The 14835-nt window shown below is 66.5% G+C and carries 13 protein-coding genes; 5 read left to right on the forward strand and 8 right to left on the reverse strand.

What is annotated here, in order from left to right:
• The first annotated feature begins 5 nt into the window (after nucleotides 1–5).
• Nucleotides 6–1439 carry an aldehyde dehydrogenase family protein gene (locus ACVENA_RS04205; RefSeq protein WP_449327782.1) on the forward strand — a complete coding sequence of 478 codons (1434 nt, stop codon included), beginning with the start codon at nucleotides 6–8 and terminating at the stop codon, nucleotides 1437–1439.
• A 2-nt stretch (nucleotides 1440–1441) separates the two neighbouring features.
• On the opposite strand, the gene ACVENA_RS04210 is transcribed toward ACVENA_RS04205, so the two are convergent.
• From ACVENA_RS04210 to ACVENA_RS04240, 7 genes are all read right to left on the reverse strand, one after another.
• On the reverse strand, nucleotides 1442–3250 hold the full coding sequence (locus tag ACVENA_RS04210) for a diguanylate cyclase (RefSeq protein ID WP_449327783.1): 1809 nt from the start codon (nucleotides 3248–3250) through the stop codon (nucleotides 1442–1444).
• Between the two features lie 53 nt (nucleotides 3251–3303).
• Complete coding sequence (locus ACVENA_RS04215) at nucleotides 3304–4155, reverse strand: FAS1-like dehydratase domain-containing protein (protein WP_449327784.1); 852 nt, start codon at nucleotides 4153–4155, stop codon at nucleotides 3304–3306.
• Nucleotides 4155–5744, reverse strand: coding sequence for an acyl-CoA dehydrogenase family protein (locus ACVENA_RS04220; RefSeq protein WP_449327785.1), 1590 nt, complete (start codon nucleotides 5742–5744; stop codon nucleotides 4155–4157). Before ACVENA_RS04220 ends, ACVENA_RS04215 begins: the two co-directional genes overlap by 1 nt.
• Nucleotides 5744–6955, reverse strand: a complete 1212-nt coding sequence (locus ACVENA_RS04225; protein ID WP_449327786.1) for an acetyl-CoA C-acetyltransferase — start codon at nucleotides 6953–6955, stop codon at nucleotides 5744–5746. The genes ACVENA_RS04220 and ACVENA_RS04225 overlap by 1 nt, the downstream gene beginning before the upstream one ends.
• A 126-nt stretch (nucleotides 6956–7081) precedes the next feature.
• The gene (locus tag ACVENA_RS04230; RefSeq protein WP_449327787.1) at nucleotides 7082–8278 is read right to left on the reverse strand and encodes a CoA transferase; all 1197 of its coding nucleotides are present in this window, start codon (nucleotides 8276–8278) and stop codon (nucleotides 7082–7084) included.
• A gap of 153 nt (nucleotides 8279–8431) precedes the next feature.
• Nucleotides 8432–9601, reverse strand: a complete 1170-nt coding sequence (locus ACVENA_RS04235) for an acyl-CoA dehydrogenase family protein (protein ID WP_449327788.1) — start codon at nucleotides 9599–9601, stop codon at nucleotides 8432–8434.
• A gap of 10 nt (nucleotides 9602–9611) precedes the next feature.
• Nucleotides 9612–10529, reverse strand: a complete 918-nt coding sequence (locus tag ACVENA_RS04240) for an SDR family NAD(P)-dependent oxidoreductase (RefSeq protein WP_449327789.1) — start codon at nucleotides 10527–10529, stop codon at nucleotides 9612–9614.
• A gap of 105 nt (nucleotides 10530–10634) precedes the next feature.
• On the opposite strand from ACVENA_RS04240, the gene ACVENA_RS04245 reads away from it, so the two are divergent.
• Both ACVENA_RS04245 and ACVENA_RS04250 read left to right on the forward strand, forming a co-directional pair.
• Complete coding sequence (locus ACVENA_RS04245) at nucleotides 10635–11372, forward strand: IclR family transcriptional regulator (protein ID WP_449327790.1); 738 nt, start codon at nucleotides 10635–10637, stop codon at nucleotides 11370–11372.
• A 78-nt stretch (nucleotides 11373–11450) separates the two neighbouring features.
• On the forward strand, nucleotides 11451–12674 hold the full coding sequence (locus ACVENA_RS04250) for an NAD(P)/FAD-dependent oxidoreductase (protein ID WP_449327791.1): 1224 nt from the start codon (nucleotides 11451–11453) through the stop codon (nucleotides 12672–12674).
• 59 nt (nucleotides 12675–12733) lie between these two features.
• On the opposite strand, the gene ACVENA_RS04255 is transcribed toward ACVENA_RS04250, so the two are convergent.
• Nucleotides 12734–13369, reverse strand: a complete 636-nt coding sequence (locus ACVENA_RS04255) for a DUF4126 domain-containing protein (RefSeq protein ID WP_449327792.1) — start codon at nucleotides 13367–13369, stop codon at nucleotides 12734–12736.
• A gap of 94 nt (nucleotides 13370–13463) precedes the next feature.
• Between ACVENA_RS04255 and ACVENA_RS04260 the strand changes: the two genes are divergently transcribed.
• Both ACVENA_RS04260 and ACVENA_RS04265 read left to right on the forward strand, forming a co-directional pair.
• Entirely contained in the window at nucleotides 13464–14249 is a 786-nt protein-coding gene (locus ACVENA_RS04260; RefSeq protein ID WP_449327793.1) for an NUDIX hydrolase, read from the forward strand.
• Nucleotides 14250–14425: 176 nt separating this feature from the next.
• Entirely contained in the window at nucleotides 14426–14665 is a 240-nt protein-coding gene (locus ACVENA_RS04265; protein WP_257548416.1) for a hypothetical protein, read from the forward strand.
• Nucleotides 14666–14835: the final 170 nt, after the last annotated feature.

The following is a 14835-nucleotide window of genomic DNA, read 5'->3' on the forward strand; positions in this document are numbered from 1 at the left end:
AGACGATGGAATTCGACCGCGACTATGCGATGCTGATCGGCAGCAAGCTGGAGGCCGGTAGCGCGCGCTTCGATGTACGCAACCCCGCGACCGAAGCGGTGATCGCCAGCGTTCCCGATGCGAGCCGGGACGATCTTGACCGCGCCATTGCCGCTGCGCGCGGCGCTTTTCCCGGCTGGGCCGCGACACCGATCGCCGAACGCAAGGCCGCGCTGAACGCGATGGGGCAGGCGGTGCTCGCCAACGCCGACGCTTTCAAGCGCCTGCTCACCGCTGAGCAGGGCAAGCCGCACGCCGAGGCCGAGGGCGAGATCATGGGCGCGGGCTATTGGCTGATGGGCGCCGCGAGCCTTGATCTGCCGGTCACGGTCAACGAGGACAGCGACGAACGCTATAGCGAGACGCGCCACGTCCCGCTCGGCGTCGTCGGCGCCATCGCGCCGTGGAATTTTCCGATGATCCTCGCGATGTTCAAGGTCGGTCCGGCGCTGCTCGCGGGCAATACGATGGTGCTCAAACCTTCGCCGTTCACGCCGCTGGCGACGCTCAAGTTCGGCGAACTGGTCAGGGACATGCTGCCGCCGGGGGTGCTCAATATCGTCACCGGCGGCGATGCGCTCGGCCCGTGGATGACGAGCCATAAGGGCTTCGACAAGATCAGCTTCACCGGCTCGACCGCCACCGGGCGCCGGGTGATGGAATCGGCGGCGCCGACGCTCAAGCGCGTGACGCTGGAACTTGGCGGCAACGACGCCGCGATCGTCATGCCCGACGTCGATGTCGAGAAGGTTGCCGAGGAGCTGTTCTGGGCTGCATTCCGCAACAATGGCCAGATCTGCATCGCGACCAAACGCATGTATGTTCACAAGGACATATACGAGCCGCTGAAGGAAGCGCTCGTCGCCTATGCGAAGACGGTGAAGGTCGGCGACGGGTCCGAACAGGGCACGCAAATCGGCCCGATCAACAACGAGGCGCAATATCGCCGCGTGCTCGACCTGATTCAGGATGCCAAGGACAAGGGCTACAAGTTCCTCGTCGGGGGTGAGGCGGCGGAGGTGCCGGGCTATTTCATCCCCGTCACCATCCTCGACAATCCGCCCGAGGACAGCCGGATCGTGCAGGAGGAGCAGTTCGGTCCCGTGCTGCCGCTCCTCAAATTCGATGATCTCGACGAGGTCGTCGCACGCGCCAATGCCACCGATTACGGCCTCGGCGGTTCGGTCTGGGGCGCGGACGAGGACAAGGCGTTCGCGATTGCCGAGCGCATCGCGAGCGGCACCGTCTGGGTCAACGAGGTCCAGCATCTGTCGCCCACCGCGGCGTTCGGCGGCATGAAACAGTCGGGTGTCGGGGTCGAGGGCGGAGTCGAAGGCCTGCTCGAATATACCAATGCCCAGACGATCGTCCGGCGCAAGAAGGCGACGCAGCCCGCCTAGCGTCAGGTGGCCGCGAAGGAATCGCGCTGCTGCGCCATCTCGACGCGGTCGCGTCCCATCGCCTTCGCGCGCAGCAGCGCGGCATCGGCGGTGCGCACCAGCCGGTCGGGCGGGCAATGAAGCGGCGTGATCGCGATCCCGATCGAGACGGTGACGGGGCCGAGATTGCCGGCTTCGCTGCCGAGCTGCAGGCCGGCAATCCGCTGCCGGATCTCCTCGGCGCGCGCGTTCGCCTGCTCGGCGGAAAACCCCGGCAGCAGAACCATGAACTCCTCGCCGCCATAGCGGAAGGCGAGCCCCGCTTCGCGCGTTGAACTCGCCAGCACGCGCCCGACCTCGCGCAGGATCATGTCCCCGGCATCGTGGCCGTGGACGTCGTTGAAGCGCTTGAAATGATCGACGTCGACCATCAGGCAGCCGAGATCGCGGCCGAGCCGTTCGGCTTGCGCGAGCTGCACCTCCAGAAGCTGGTCGAGCTGCCGCCGGTTCGGCAGGCCGGTGAGCGGATCGGCGAGCGCCATCTCGCGCAGCGTTTCGCGGAGCTGGAGGTTGGCGACCGCGAGCCCGATATTCTCCGCCAATATGTCGAGATAGATTTCGGGGCCGGTCAGGCCGTCGCCCTCCGTATCCTTGGGTTCGAGATAGAGCAGCCCCAGCGTCTCACGCTGCGCGATCAGCGGCAGGCACAGCGTGTCGAGCGGTGCTTCGCCGACGCGCTCGACATGATCGCATGGCACGTCGATGCTGGCGCCCGCGGGCCGGTGCGGAACGCCGCGCCGCAGCGCCCAGCAGGAAAGCGCCGAAAATTCGGGCCTCGAATGAACGGGATCGAGCCAGTTGGTCGCCTCGACCACCATGTTGCGCCGCCGGTCGAGCAGATAGAGGCGCCCGGCGAGTCCCGGCGCGATCTCCGGCATGAAGCGGCCGACGACCTCTTTCAGATCATCCATCGTGTCGCAGCCCTGCAGCCGCTGCGTCATCCGCGACAGCAGGTCGCGCATCGACCGGTCGGCATCGCGCTCGGCCTCCAGCCGCAGGCGTTCGAGGCCGTTCTCGCGGAAGATGCGGATCGCCTGCGCCATGTCGCCGATCTCGTCGATCTGGTCGATCGCGGGTGGTTCGGCCTCGAAATCCTGCCGGGCGAGGCGGTTGACGACGTCGCTCAATTTGACGACCGGATGCAGCACGCGCTGCTTGAAGACGAAATAGAGGACGCAGAGCACGAGCAGCGCGGTCAGCGCGAGCACGATCTCCGAAATGCGCTTCCACAGCCGCGACAGGTCGGTGGCGGCCGCGACCTGCCGCTCGGTACGGCTTTCGAGCCGGTCCTGAAAGCGCCTGAGGTCCATTTCGGCGCGGTCGAGCTGCCGCTCATATTCGGCGCCGAACAGGATCTGGCGCGCCTGTGCTTCATCGCCCTTTTCATGCGCCGCCAGCGCCGCGCTCTGCTCGTCGCGGAGCAGGTCGGCAATCCGCACTGCCTCGCCGAGCGCCGCGAGCTCGCTTTCGGAAGCACCTGCATCGCCGATATGCGCGATCCGCTGCTCGACGGGTTTGAGCGCCGCCGCTTCGGCGCGGTAACCGACCAGATAGGTCGCGTCGCCGCTGTTCACATATTGGCGCGCGCGGTCACTCAGCGCGAAAATGTCGTCGCCCAGCGTCGCGGTCGCCTGATCGAGCCGGTAGCGTTGCTCGACCGCCTCGCGCTCGCGCTGCTGCGCGTTCGAGGCGAGCAGCATCGTCGTCGACGAAGCGATCGTCAGCACGACCGTCGCGCCATAGGCCCAGTTGGTGATGGTCGCGAGACGCATGACCTCCGCTTAATCGCATCGCGATCTTATGGAAGGGGGAAATGCGCGCCCGGTCAGATGGACGCGGTCGCCGCCATCACCTGCCGCCCGTCGGCCGCAAAGGCCCCGAGCTCGATCGCATCGCCGCTGCCGCGCAGCGCAAGGTACAGCTTCTCGCCGCAGATCGCGGGCGAGGTGCCGCGAAAGTCGAAGCGCCTGACGGCATTGTCGCCGAACCGCCGCTGCGCGAGGTCGAGTAGAAGGGTGGCGGTGAGTGGGCCGTGGACGACGAGGCCGCGATAGCCCTCTTCACGCGTTGCATAGGGAAAGTCGTAGTGGATGCGGTGGCTGTTGAAGGTCAGCGCCGAGTAGCGGAACAACAGCGCCTCCGACGGAATGAGTATCCGGTGCGCGTCCCACGGCGACGGATCGAAACTGTCGTCGCCGGGCGGCGGTGGGGCGGGCGGCGCGCCGGCGGGCGCGGGCTCGCGGAAGACGATCGACTGCGTCTCGCGCACCGCCAGTTCGCCGTCGCCGCGGGTTTCGTGGGCGACCTCGGCGAAGACGAGCGTGCCGCTGCCGCCCTGTTTCTCGGTGATCGCGGCGACGCGCGAGCTGCGCACCACCGATTGGCCGGGATGCAGGGGGCTGAGAAATTCGACCTTGCTCGCCGCCCACATGCGGCGCGGCAGAGGGATCGGCGGCAGGAAACTGTCGTCGCTGTCATCGCGCACCGGATGGCCGTCGGCGCCGAGGCTCGCGGTCGGCGCATCGGGCAGGCCGAGGCACCAGTGATAAGCCTGCGGGACGCTGCCGTCCGCCGGGGCGGGGCGGTCAAGCGTCGCGAGCCAGCGCGCCACCGCGGCCGGATCGATATGGTCGCGGCGCTCATCCTCGCGGCCGATCCATGCGCTCCAGTCGGTCATCAATTGCGTCCTCCGGTCAGCCCGCGCGCGATCACCTGCGCCTGAATCTCCGCCGCGCCCTCGAAGATATTGAGGATGCGCGCGTCGCACAGCACGCGGCTGATCTCATATTCGAGCGCATAGCCGTTGCCGCCGTGAATCTGCAGCGCCGCATCGGCGTTCGACCAGGCAGCGCGTGCGCCGAGCAGCTTCGCCATTCCCGCCTCGATATCGCAACGCTTGCCCGAATCCTTGGCGCGCGCGGCGGCGTAGGAGAGTTCGCGCGCCATGATGAAATCGACGAGGCTCATCGCGAGCTTGTCGGCGACGCGCGGGAAATGGACGATCGTTTTTCCGAACTGCTTGCGGGCGAGCGCATAGTCGAGCCCGAGTTCGAGCGCCCGGCGCGTGACCCCGACCGCGCGGGCGGCGGTCTGAATGCGCGCGCCCTCGAAGGTGCGCATGAGCTGCTTGAAACCTTGCCCTTCCTCGCCGCCGAGCAGCGCGTCGGCGGGCGTGGTCATGCCGTCGAACTGCAACGCATATTCGCGCATCCCGCGATAGCCGAGCACTTCGATCTCGCTGCCGGTCATGCCGATAGCTGGAAAGGGATCGGCCTCGGTCCCGCGCGGCTTGGGGACGAGCAGCATCGAGAGGCCCGCATAGCCCTTGGCGTCGGGGAGGGTGCGCGCGAGCAGGGTCATCAGGTCTGAGCGGCTCGCATGGGTGATCCAGTTCTTTGCGCCATCGATGACCCAGTGGTCATCTTCGCGCCGGGCGCGCGTCTGGAGCGAGCCGAGGTCGGAGCCGACGTCGGGTTCGGTAAACACCGCTGTGGGCAATATCTCGCCGCTCGCGATCTTCGGCAGCCATTCGGCCTTCTGCGCGTCGGTGCCGCCCATCGCGATCAGCTCGCCCGCGATTTCCGAGCGCGTACCGAGCGAGCCCGCGCCGATCCAGCCGCGCGACAGTTCCTCGGTGACGAGGCACATCACGAGCTTGCCAAGGCCGAGGCCGCCAAATTCCTCGGGGATACAGACGCCGAAGGTGCCGAGTTCGGCCATCGCCTGCACGGTGGCGTCGGGGATCAGGTCATTGGCGAGGTGCCAGCCGTGCGCGTGGGGGATAATCGCGGCATCGGTGAAACGGCGATACTGCTCGCGGATCGCGTCGAGGTCGGCGTCGTGCAGCGTCTCGCTCGGCCAATGGCCTTCGGCGAGCGCGGCGGCGACCGCGGCGCGCGTTGCGGCATGGTCGGTGTCGAGCAGGTCGGCGCAGGCGTCCGCCAGCGCCCGCGCGGCGGCGGTGAGACCGAGGTCGGCGGGGCGGAACATCTCGTTCTGCCCCATCGGCAGGCCACCGGTGAGCTGGCCAATGCCTTCGGCGAAGGCGAGGGTAGCTATCTTCGCGTCGAGCGGGTTCGCGGCATTGCCCGCTTCAAACCAATCCAGTGTCGCTTCTAGCGCTGCCACCGTCGTCGCAACCCAGGCAAAGCCGTGCGCCGCGCGCTGCTCGCGATCGATCGGCCGCACCGCTAGTCGTTCGGCGAGCGCCGCCTGTGCCGCACCGCGATAAGTCTGTGCCGCTTGCAGGGCGGAGCGCAAGTCCATCAGGCGCGCTCGAAGATCGCCGCGATGCCTTGGCCGCCGCCGATGCACATGGTTTCAAGACCATAGCGGCCGTTCCTGCGAACCAGTTCGCGCGTCAGATTGGCGAGGATGCGCCCGCCGGTCGCGCCGATCGGATGGCCGAGCGAGATGCCCGATCCGTTGACGTTCAGAATCTCGTTCCGGCTGTCGTCGTCGGACCAGCCCCAGCCCTTGAGCACCGCGAGCACCTGCGGCGCGAAGGCCTCGTTGAGCTCGACGAGGTCGATGTCGCTCCAGCCGAGGCCGTTCCGCGCGAACAGCCGTTCGACCGCGGGAACGGGACCGATGCCCATACGGCTCGGGTCGCATCCTGCCGCTGCCGAGCTGTGATACCAGGCGATGGGTTCGAGACCGAGTTCTTCGAGCTTGTCTTCGGCGACGACGAGACAGGCGGCGGCCGCATCATTCTGCTGGCTCGCATTGCCCGCCGTGACCACGCCGCCTTCCAGCGCGCGCAGCTTGCCGAGCGTTTCCATGCTCGCGTCGGCGCGATAGCCCTCGTCGTGCGCGAAGACGATGGGATCGCCCTTCTTCTGCAGCACCGACACCGGCACCAGTTCGTCGTCGAACAGGCCGTTCGTCCAGGCGGCGGCGGCACGCTGGTGGCTGCGCACCGCATAGGCATCGCACGCCTCGCGGCCGATGCCATAATCCTTCGCCAGATTTTCAGCCGTCTCGATCATGCCGGTGATCACGCCGAAGCGCTCGACCGGCTGCGACATGACGCGCCCGCGCGTCAGCCGATCGTGGAGGGTGAGGTTGCCCGCGCGCACGCCCTTGCGGATGTCGGTGCTGTAATGCTCGACATTCGACATCGATTCGACGCCGCCCGCGACGACGACGTCGGACATGCCGGTCTGGACCATCATCGCGGCATTGACGATCGCCTGCAGCCCCGAGCCGCAGCGGCGGTCTAGCTGGTACCCCGGCACCTCGAGCGGCAGGCCGGCGGCGAGCCACGACCAGTGGCCGATGCACGGCGCCTCTCCATTGCCATAGCCTTGCGAAAAGACGACGTCATCGACGCGCGCGGGGTCGATCTTGGTCCGCTCCATGAGCGCCTTCAGGATGACCGCGCCAAGGCTGCCCGCGGTCATTGATGAGAGTGAACCGCCGAACTTGCCAACGGCGGTGCGGATGGGGGCGACGATAGCGGCGCGGCGCAGGGTCATATTATGTCTCCGTCGAGTACCGAAGGGTAAGCTGGTTCGTCACCCCGGACTTGATCCGGGGTCCATTCAAAGCAACGTTGAGAGAATGGACCCCGGATCAAGTCCGGGGTGACGAGGGGAAGGGATTCAACCGACACCGACAATCCCCGCATCGATCAGGCGGGCGATCTCGCCCGAGGAAAGCGAGAGGCGGGCGGCCAGGACTTCTTCGCTATGCTCGCCGTTGCGCGGTGCCGGGCGCGGCGGCTCGCGCTCGGCCTGCGGAATCGTGGCGAAGGCGCCCGCGGCGGGATAGGCGAAGCCGCTGGGGTTGGCGGCGCTTCCAAAGATCGGATTGTCCGCGACCAGCGCCGGGTCGTTCGCGGCATCGAGCATCGTGCGATAGGGCGAATGGACGATCCCGCCCGCATCGAACGCAGCGGCGAGGTCGTTATGGTCGCGCGCCGCGATCGCCCGCTCGAACAGCGGATAGAGCGCGTCGCGGTGGGTGAAGCGAAGGCCGTCGTCCTTCGCGAAGGAGACGCCGCGCGCCGCCTCGACCGCCGCGACCGCCTCGCCGAGATTCAGCGCGGCGATCAGGTTCGCCCATTGGCGCGGGGTGACGACGACGATCATCGTCCGCTGTCCGTCGCGGGTGGTGAAATCGCGCCCGAACAGGCCGTAGACCGCATTGCCGAGCCGCGGGCGGTTCTCGCCGGTATAAAGCACCTCGGCGAGGCCGCCCATATTGGCGACGGTGCCGATCGCGACGTCGGAAAGCGGCAGGCGCACCTCGCCGCCTTCGCCGGTCGCGGCGCGGCGCTGGATCGCGGCGAGCAGCGCGAAGGCGGCATAGGCGCCGGTGAGCAAATCCCACGCGGGCAGGACATGATTGACCGGTTCCGGCCCCGCCCCGGTGAGCATCGGATAGCCGACGCTGTTGTTGACCGTATAGTCGAGCGCGGGCGAGCCGTCGGCCCAGCCCATCACGCGCACGGTGATCAGGTCGGGGCGTCCCTCGGCAAGCAATTCGTGCGACAGGAAGCCGCCGGCGGGAAAGTTGGTGACGAACTGGCCCGTGGCGCGCACCAGCGCCTGCAACAGCTCGCGCCCCTCGGGTCGCGCGAGGTCGAGCGCGACCGACTTCTTCGCGCGATTGAGATTTTCCCAATAGAGCGAGTCGTTCTCCGCCGTCACCGGCCAGCGCCGGAAATCGGGCCCCCCGCCGATCTGGTCGACGCGGATCACCTCGGCGCCGAACTGCGCGAGGTAAAGGCCGGCGGTGGGGGAGGCGACGAAGGACGACGCCTCGATGACCGGGAGGGCGGAGAGAAGGTTATACATCAGATTCTTTCCCGCCGTCCCCCTGCGAAGGCAGGGGCCCATCTCCGGCGCTATCGATCTCCTGCCACCGCTTGCTCTGTATCGTTAGGGCAGGAGATAGGCCCCTGCCTTCGCAGGGGCACGGTGGAAGAGAGGGAAAGCGGTTCCTCATCTTCAATTCGCCGCCGCGAATTCGCGCAGCATATGCTTGGCGATCTGAAGCTGGAGAATCTGCGTCGTGCCTTCGTAGATGCGATAGATGCGCGCATCGCGGAAAAAGCGCTCGGCATCATATTCGGCAAGATAGCCCGCGCCGCCATAGACCTGCACGCAGGCATCGACGACGCGCCCGCACATCTCCGACGCGAAAACCTTGAAGGCCGCTGCCTTGCGCAGGACATTCTCGCCCGCATCGGCGCGGCGGGTGACATCCGCCATCATGCATTCGGCGGCATAGATGTCGATTTCGCTCTGCGCGAGCATCTGCTGGATAAGCTGGAAATTGGCGATCGGTTCGCCGAACGCCTTGCGCTCGGTCGCGTAGCGCACCGCGCTGTCGAGCGCCCGGCGCGCATAGGCGGTCGCTGCGGCGCCGACCGACATGCGGCCGTTGTCGAGGCTCATCATTGCATAGGCGAACCCCTTGCCGAGTTCGCCGCCCAGCAACGCCTCGCCGCCGACGCGCACATCGTCCATCACGATGTCGGCGATGTGGCTGCCCGACTGGCCCATCTTCTTGTCGGACTTGCCGATCGACACGCCGGGCGCGTCCATCGGCACGACGAAAGCCGAGACATGAGCGTTCTTGGGCAGATTCTCCTTGCTTGTCCGCGCCATGATCAGGCCGACCTTGGCGAAGGGCGAATTGGTGATGTAGCGCTTGGTGCCGTTCAGCACCCAGCCGTTGTCGGTCTGCGTCGCGGTCGTCTGAAGCCCCGCCGAGTCCGATCCCGAGCCGGGTTCGGTCAGGCCGAAGCAGGCGATTTCGCCCGAAGCGACGCGCGGCAGCCACTCGGCCTTCTGCGCCTCGGTCCCGCCATTCTTGAGCGCCGAGGCGAACATGCCGATGTTGATCGAGATGATCGAACGGAAGGCCGGCATCGCATAGCTGATCGTGTGGATCGTCCTGACATACTGGCTGACGTTCATCCCCGCGCCGCCGAACTCTTCGGGGATGGTCAGGCCGAACAGTCCCATATCGCGCATTTCGGCGAGAATATCGTCGGGGATGCGGTCGGTCTCGATGATCTCCTTCTCGGCGGGGAGAAGGCGCTCGCGCACATAGCGCTGAAGCTGCTCGATGAACTGTTCGAAGACGTCCGCGTCCATGCCGGGGTTGCTCATGGGCTGTTCCTCAGATCGGGTCGTAGGGGAAGACGTGCGCCGACACTTCGTCGGCGCGCGCGAAGCTTGGGCGAAAGGCGGGGATCAGTTCGTCGGCGATCGCCTCTGCCGTCCAGCCTTCGAGCTTGGTCATCGAACGCACCGGGCGCGGTTTCGAGAACAGGACGATCTCGTTCTTGCGGACGCTGAAGATCTGGTTGGTCACGTCCTGCGACAGGTCGGAGGCGAGATAGGCGACGAGCGGCGCGATCTTGTCGGCCGACATTTCCTGGATGCGCTTGACGCGCTCCTGCTCGGCGGGCGTCGTCGCGGGGATCGAGGCGGTCATCCGGCTCCATGCGAAGGGGGCAATGCAGTTCGAGCGCACCCCGGCGCGCGCCATGTCGAGCGCGATCGACTGCGACAGCGCGACGACGCCGAGCTTCGCGGCGGAGTAATTGGCCTGGCCGATATTGCCGATCAGGCCGCTGGTCGAGGTGAAATGGATGAAGCTGCCCGACTGCTGCTCGCGAAAATAGGGCGTCGCAGCCTTCGAGACATTGAAGACGCCGGTCAGATTGACCTCGATGACGCTCTTCCAGTCTTCATAACTCATCTTGTGCCAGATGGTGTCGCGGAGGATGCCGGCATTGTTCACCACGGCGTCGATGCGGCCGAATTTGGCGACCGCGTCCTCGACGATGCTTGCGGCTTCTTTCGGGTCGGCGACATTGCCGAAATTGGGGATGGCCTTGCCGCCCGCAGCGATGATGTCGGCTGCCGTCGTTTCGGCCGGAGCGGCGTCGCCGCCGTCGCCCGCTTGCGCCACGCCGGGATCGTTGACGATCACCGCCGCGCCCTGGGCCGCGCAATGCAGCGCCAGTTCGCGGCCGATGCCGCGCCCGGCGCCGGTGATCGCGACGACCTTTCCGTCAAGGCATCCGCTCATGGCCGCTCTCCCGTTCGATTCGTGTCGATAGCGCGATAAGCGACCGCGTGCATCATTTCAACATTCGGAATTGATTTTTCATCATGTTGAAAATATCTCCGGACCATGACTGGTCCGGTTCGCTCCGTCTCGCAGGCTTTCGCCATCCTCCGCCTGCTCGCGGTGTCGGGAGCGCTGACGCTGTCGGACATCGGCCGTTTCACCGACCTCAGCCCGTCGAGCTGCCTCAACCTCCTGAAGACGTTGGTCGCCGAGGGCGCGGTCGAGCGCGATGCGCGAACCAAGCAGTATCGGCTGGCGGTTGCGTGGCAGGCGGCCGATGCGCTCCGCGATACCCGCGCCGCGCGGCTGGCCGATCGCGCGCAGTCGCTGATGGCGCGCTTCGCCCAAAGCGCCGAGGCGGCGGTCGGGCTGTGGCGGGTCGTCTCGCGCGACCGCATGCAGCTCGCCGGGCGCGCCGAGAGCGACGCGGGGATGCGCCTCAGCCTCGCCGACGGACAACGCCAGCCGCTCGGCAGCGGCGCGGCGGGGCGCGCGATTGCCGCGGTGCAGGGGGTGAGCGAAGCCGAACTGGCGCGGCGCTATGCCCCGGTGCGCTGGCAGGACGAATTGCCGTTCGACGCCTATGCGCGGCAGGTCGCGGCGGCGGCGACGCAGGGCTTTGCGGTCGATCGGGGATATGCCCACCGCGGCGTCTGCACCGTCGCCGCAGGAATCGCCGATATTGCCCCCGGTTTCTGTCTGTCCGCCTCGTTCGTTGCCGGGTCGCGCAGCGACGCCGAGGTCGAGGCGCTGGGCGCGGCGCTTGTCGCGCTTCGCGACGAGGTGATACTGTCCGCCTGATAGCCAATGTTTGTTGTGCCGCTGCCTGCGGCGTGCAAGGGCACGGCCGAAAAGCGAGCGCGCCGTAACGGAGGGATTATGCAGTTCGACGTGGTGATCGTGGGGGCCGGACACGGCGGCGCGCAGGTCGCGGTAATGCTGCGGACACAGAAATTCGAAGGCAGCATCGCGATCATCGGCGACGAACCCGAGCTTCCCTATGAGCGCCCGCCGCTCTCGAAGGAATATTTCGCCGGCGAGAAGGAATTCGAGCGCATCCAGCTTCGCCCCGCCAAATATTGGGACGAGCGCGAAGTGACGATGTTGCTCGGCAAGCGGGTGGTGAGCGTCGATCCCGCGGCACACACCGTCACCACCGACGGCGGTGAGACGATCGGTTACGGCAAGCTCGTCTGGGCGACCGGCGGAGCCCCGCGAATGCTGCCGATCCCCGGCGGCGACCTGCCCGGCGTGCAGGGCGTGCGCACCCGTGCCGACGCCGACGCAATGAAGGCGGCGTCGGAGACTGCGCGGCAGATCGTCGTGATCGGCGGCGGCTATATCGGGCTCGAGGCGGCGGCGGTGCTGACAAAGGCGGGCAAGAAGGTCGTGCTGCTGGAAGCGCTCGACCGCGTGCTGGCGCGCGTCGCGGGCGAAGATCTGTCGCGCTTCTATGAGAAGGAACACCGCGACCATGGCGTCGACCTGCGTCTCGGCGTCGCGGTCGAAGCGATCGAGGGCACGGATCACGTAACCGGCGTCCGCCTGTCGGACGGCGAGGTCATCCCCGCCGATCTCGTCATCGTCGGCATTGGCATCGTCCCGGCGGTCGAGCCGCTGATCGCGGCGGGGGCCGAGGGTGGAAACGGCGTGCTCGTCGACCGCCATTGCAAGACGAGCCTGCCCGACATCTATGCGATCGGCGATTGCGCGGCGCACGAGAATGCGTTTGCCGAGGGCGCGACGATCCGGCTCGAATCGGTGCAGAATGCCAACGACCAGGCCAATGTCGTCGCCAAGGGCATCGTTGGCGACGAAGCGCCCTATCACGCCATCCCCTGGTTCTGGTCGAACCAGTACGACCTCAAGCTCCAGACCGCGGGGCTCTCGACCGGACACGACCAGACGGTAGTGCGCGGCGACATCGCGAGCCGCAGCTTCTCGATCGTCTATCTGAAGGCGGGCAGGGTGATCGCGCTCGACTGCGTCAATGCGACCAAAGATTATGTCCAGGGGCGGATGATCGTCACCGCCGGGCTCGTCGCGACGGCCGAGCAGCTTGCCGACACCGACAAGCCGCTCAAGGAATTGCTCGCAGGTTGATCGCTATCCGATCCTCCCTGCCGTGAAGTGGTGGGAGGACCGATTGCCGAATCGCTGGCCTAAACCGGCGGCAAACGCTTTGCCTCCGGCGGCAGATCGCCGAGCGCGCGTTTCAGGGTCGTCTTGATGTTGCGGAGCAGGCGGCGCAGCGCGACGATCACCACCACCGCGGCGGCGGCGAGCAGGATGGCGATCACGATCGCGAGCGCGGGATAGGCGATGGCGAGTGCGAGCAACCCGGTCGTCGCAACATCCTCGCCGGTCGAGACCGCGGCGTTGCTGAACGGTTCGGGGCTGATGTTGACGACCGCGCGCGTCGTCGCCTTAGCGCCGTGGCTGAGCAGCGCGCCGCCGCCGCCGAGGAGGAAGGCCACGACCTGCCACGCCGGATCGGAGCTGTCGACGAGCGCCAGCGCGAGCAGCGCGCCTCCGAGCGGACGGATAACGCTGTGGATCGCGTCCCAGGCCGAATCGATCCAGGCGACCTTGTCGGCGAAGAATTCGGCGAGCGTGCCGACGGTCGCGACGCCGAGAACCCAGGGGTTGGCGAGAACCTGCAGAGCCTTCAGATGTTCGGGCAGCGGCAGCCAGCCGAAATGCATCGCGATGCCGGTGGCGAGAATGGTGAGGTAGAGCCGCCAGCCTGCGAGCAGGCTGAGACTGCCGGCGACACCCAGAATCTCCAATATTCCCATGGCCCTGCTCCCACTGGAGGCCCTTCTTGCACCCTCGTCCGCGCCTCTGCAATGGCCGGATGACAAGCGCGGCGCGCACGGTTAGGGTTTTGGCATGAGTTCATCCGCTTCGCCGTCCGCCGTGCCGGACAACGCCATCCCCGCTGCCACGCTCGTCATCATGCGCCCCCCAAGCGGGGGCGGGCCCGACGAGATATTGCTGGTCAAGCGGTCGACGACGATGGTTTTCGCGGCGGGTGCGGTGGTGTTTCCGGGCGGGCGCATCGATCCCGACGATTATGTGGTCGCGGCGCAGCACGGCTTCGCGCCGGACGATGTCGAGGGCGCGGCGCGGGTCGCGGCGCTGCGCGAAACGCTCGAGGAGACGGGTCTTGCGGTCGGCTGGCCGACGCTCGCCGATCAGGAAACGGCCGCAATCCGCCAGGCGCTGCTCGGCGGGACGCTATTGTCAAAGATGCTGGAGTCGCGGAACGAGCGACTCGCACTCGAATCGCTCGTGCCCTTTGCGCGCTGGTGCCCCAATTTCAAGGAAGCGCGCACCTTCGATACTCGCTTCTATGCCGTCGCCGCGCCGCCGCACGGGCATGAACTGACGGTCGAGGAGGCCGAGCACAGCCATATCTTTTGGGCGAGCGCCCCCGACACGCTGGCGATGGCCGATCGCGGCGACGTGTCGATCATCTTCCCGACCCGCCGCAATCTGGAGAGGCTGGCGCAGACGGGCAGCTTCGCCGATTTTTCGGCGCATGCCGGGCATTTTCCGGTCGAATTGGTCACGCCGTGGGTCGAGGAACGCGACGGCCGCGCGCATCTGTGCATCCCCGATCATCTCGGCTACCCGGTGACGAGCGAGCCGTTCGATCGTATCCGACGTGGATGAATTGGTGCCGATGCAGCGCTTTTCGCTGGTTTAGCAAATTCATAACAAATGGGGGATAGGTCAAATCATCGTTGCAATCGGCAATGACTATGCCTACAGAGGCTGGGTAGATTCACTGCGATAGCCAACGCATTGCTGTGATTCGATAAGACTAGTTCCAGTGGACGGAGAAGAAGATGAACCTGCTTAAGAAAGCTGCGATCTCCCTCGCGGCAACGTCGATGATTGTGGCCCCGGTTGCCGCTTCGGCTGCTACCTCGCTTGATTCGGCTCGTGCCACGTCGGTTGTCGGCGGCGAAAGCGAACTCGAAGGAAGCACGAGCTGGATCATCGCTCTCGTTGCTCTGGCCGCGATCATCGGTGGCATCATCCTGGCATCGGACAACAACAGCGACAACCCGACCAGCCCCGGCTGATCCGGCATCGCCGAGATAATCCAAAAGGCTCCGAACGAAAGTTCGGGGCCTTTTGTGCATTCAGGGTCCGGGAATTAAACACCGCTCATTGGTCGAACTGCGGATGGTCGAAACTGGGCGGAAATGACGAAGTAATGAGGCGCAGAGTGTCGCCTTCCCTTCCGGCCGAA

The organism is Sphingopyxis sp. 550A (assembly GCF_053569535.1).

Excerpts from the sequence above, each read along its gene's own strand:
- ACVENA_RS04210 (WP_449327783.1), bottom strand. The coding sequence starts at position 3,250 with ATGCGTCTCGCGACCATCACCAACTGGGCCTATGGCGCGACGGTCGTG.
- ACVENA_RS04215 (WP_449327784.1), bottom strand. The coding sequence starts at position 4,155 with ATGACCGACTGGAGCGCATGGATCGGCCGCGAGGATGAGCGCCGCGAC.
- ACVENA_RS04255 (WP_449327792.1), bottom strand. The coding sequence starts at position 13,369 with ATGGGAATATTGGAGATTCTGGGTGTCGCCGGCAGTCTCAGCCTGCTC.
- ACVENA_RS04260 (WP_449327793.1), top strand. The coding sequence starts at position 13,464 with ATGAGTTCATCCGCTTCGCCGTCCGCCGTGCCGGACAACGCCATCCCC.
- ACVENA_RS04235 (WP_449327788.1), bottom strand. The coding sequence starts at position 9,601 with ATGAGCAACCCCGGCATGGACGCGGACGTCTTCGAACAGTTCATCGAG.
- ACVENA_RS04245 (WP_449327790.1), top strand. The coding sequence starts at position 10,635 with ATGACTGGTCCGGTTCGCTCCGTCTCGCAGGCTTTCGCCATCCTCCGC.
- ACVENA_RS04225 (WP_449327786.1), bottom strand. The coding sequence starts at position 6,955 with ATGACCCTGCGCCGCGCCGCTATCGTCGCCCCCATCCGCACCGCCGTT.
- ACVENA_RS04230 (WP_449327787.1), bottom strand. The coding sequence starts at position 8,278 with ATGTATAACCTTCTCTCCGCCCTCCCGGTCATCGAGGCGTCGTCCTTC.
- ACVENA_RS04240 (WP_449327789.1), bottom strand. The coding sequence starts at position 10,529 with ATGAGCGGATGCCTTGACGGAAAGGTCGTCGCGATCACCGGCGCCGGG.
- ACVENA_RS04220 (WP_449327785.1), bottom strand. The coding sequence starts at position 5,744 with ATGGACTTGCGCTCCGCCCTGCAAGCGGCACAGACTTATCGCGGTGCG.
- ACVENA_RS04250 (WP_449327791.1), top strand. The coding sequence starts at position 11,451 with ATGCAGTTCGACGTGGTGATCGTGGGGGCCGGACACGGCGGCGCGCAG.
- ACVENA_RS04265 (WP_257548416.1), top strand. The coding sequence starts at position 14,426 with ATGAACCTGCTTAAGAAAGCTGCGATCTCCCTCGCGGCAACGTCGATG.
- ACVENA_RS04205 (WP_449327782.1), top strand. The coding sequence starts at position 6 with ATGGAATTCGACCGCGACTATGCGATGCTGATCGGCAGCAAGCTGGAG.